Raw genomic sequence first — 2094 nt, forward strand, 5'->3', positions numbered from 1 at the left:
ACCCGGGCCTGATCGACCAGGTGCATGTAGTTCACGCCCGAGGGACAGGTGGTCATGCAGGCGAGGCAGGAAAGGCAGCGGTCGATATGCTTGACCACTTCCGCTGTCGGCGGGCGGTCCTTTTCCAGCATCTCCTTGATCAGGTAGATGCGTCCCCGCGGGCTGTCGAGTTCATCGCCGAGCAGCACATAGGTCGGGCAGGTCGCAGTGCAGAAGCCGCAATGCACGCAGGCGCGCAGGATCTTGTCGGCTTCCACGATATCGGGATCGGCGAGCTGGGCGAGGCTGAATTCGGTCTTCATGCTGCGCCCGCCCGGTTCATCCGGCCGCGATTGAGGATGCGCCCGGGATCGAAGCTCGCGCGGACGCGCTCCGCCAAATCCGCAAGCCCGCGGGCCTGGGGATGGAACACGTCGACATTGCGGCGGACCTCTTCGGGGGCGCGGAGCAGCGTGGCGTGGCCGCCGGCGTCGCTGACGCGTCGGCGCACCTGCCCCGCATGGGCGTCGGTTTGCGGCGGCAGTGCGGCCCAGATCAGGCCGCCACCCCAATCGTAGATCACCTCGCCCCCGCTTTCGCCGGCGAGCGCCAGTCCCAGCGCGCCGCCCGAGGCCGGCGGACAGACGATCCGCCAGACCGGCCAAGCCCCAAGCGCCCCCGCCGCCGCGAAGGGCTCTACATCGCGCAGAGAGCGCCAGGCATGGGCGGAGACCGCATCCTCCAGGATCTCCGCCGGTCCGAATGGCGACAACGCCTGGGCGAGCGCGGCCGCGCGATGGGTGGCGGACGCGGTAATGCCCTCCAGCCTCAACAAGGTGACGGCCTGGCGCGGTGATCCCAGAGCCTCGAGCCCCTTGACCTCCCCGCGCAGCCCGGAGGCCGGCACATGGCCGGCGGCGGACACATCGAACGGCGAGCCGAGGGCGGCCGTCATCGCCCGGTTGGCGGCGAGGTCGTCGAGCCCGCGCAGCGCCAGCGTACGCTCGCTCTCCGGCCGCGGCATCACCTTCAGGGTGACCTCGGTCATGACCGCAAGCGTGCCCCAGGAGCCGGCAAGCAGCTTGCAGAGATCATAGCCGGTGACGTTCTTGACCACCTTGCCGCCGGCCTTGAAGCTGTCGCCGAAGCCCGAGACCGCATGCGCCCCCAGCAGATGGTCGCGCACGCCGCCGGCCTGGATGCGGCGGGGACCGGCGAACCCCGCGCCGATCATGCCGCCGATGGTGCCCGTTTCCGCGGTGCCGAGAAGGGTGGCCGTGTCGACCGGCTCGAAGGCAAACTGCTGATTCTTGGAATCGATCAGCGACATCACGTCCGAGAGCGGCGCACCCGCCTCAACGGTGATGATGAGCTCGTTCGGTTCATAGGACGTCACGGCGTTGAGCGCCGAGAGATCGAGCACCGCGTTGGTAGCCATCGGCTGGCCGATCAGCCGCCTGGAGCCATGACCGAGGATTTCCAGCGGCTGCTGGTCGGCGATCGCCGCCCGCACCGCCTGCTCCACGTCGGCTGCATTACGTATTTTGAGCGTATCCATCACAGACTCTAGACGATCGCCCGCAACGGCGATTTCCGCAAGATCAAGGCCGAGGCCGCAAAGCTGCCGAGCGCCGCGACAACGGTCAGCAGCGCAGCCTTGCCAATCGCATTCAGTTCGACAGAGCGCAAGAGCATCGCAGAACCAATCAGGATCGGCGGATGGATCAGATAGACTCCGAAGGCATTGTCAGAGAGCCACCGCGCCACCGGACCCTGGGCGTTGAAATGACGCCGATAGATGGCGAGCATCAGAAGACCCATGCCCACGCAGACCAAGGCCTCCCAAAGGCATTTGCCCGCACTCACCGGGTTGAAGCCGCCGGCATACCTGGCCGTCTCGCCCTGCAAGCCGCCGCCCAGCAGGACGAGTGCGGCGAACAGCGGAGCTGAAATGAGGAGCAGAACCGATGCCGAGCGGAAACAGGCGCGCTCGGGAAGCTCGGCAAGCCAGTTGCCGCGATAACCGAATGCGCCAGCCGCAAACATCAGGACATATTGCGGAAAGTCGCCGGGATGCACGTTGAGCACCGAAACCCCCTCGCTGATGTCCAGGCG

The 2094-nt window shown here is 67.1% G+C and carries 3 protein-coding genes; all 3 read right to left on the minus strand.

Annotated elements, in window-relative coordinates:
- The coding region (locus WCB02_RS34115) for a 4Fe-4S dicluster domain-containing protein (protein WP_423965474.1) at window positions 1-302 on the minus strand (302 nt) is incomplete at its 3' end.
- On the minus strand, window positions 299-1537 hold the full coding sequence (locus WCB02_RS34120; protein WP_423965476.1) for an FAD-binding protein: 1239 nt from the start codon (window positions 1535-1537) through the stop codon (window positions 299-301). The genes WCB02_RS34120 and WCB02_RS34115, both read right to left, overlap by 4 nt.
- An 8-nt stretch (window positions 1538-1545) precedes the next feature.
- On the minus strand, window positions 1546-2094 hold a 549-nt coding region (locus tag WCB02_RS34125; protein WP_423965479.1), incomplete at its 5' end, for an acyltransferase family protein.

This window comes from Bradyrhizobium sp., assembly GCF_049581145.1.
In the GTDB taxonomy this organism is placed as follows: domain Bacteria; phylum Pseudomonadota; class Alphaproteobacteria; order Rhizobiales; family Xanthobacteraceae; genus Bradyrhizobium.

Bases quoted from the DNA above. Each gene is read 5' to 3' on its own strand.
- WCB02_RS34120 (WP_423965476.1), bottom strand. From the start codon at position 1,537: ATGGATACGCTCAAAATACGTAATGCAGCCGACGTGGAGCAGGCGGTG.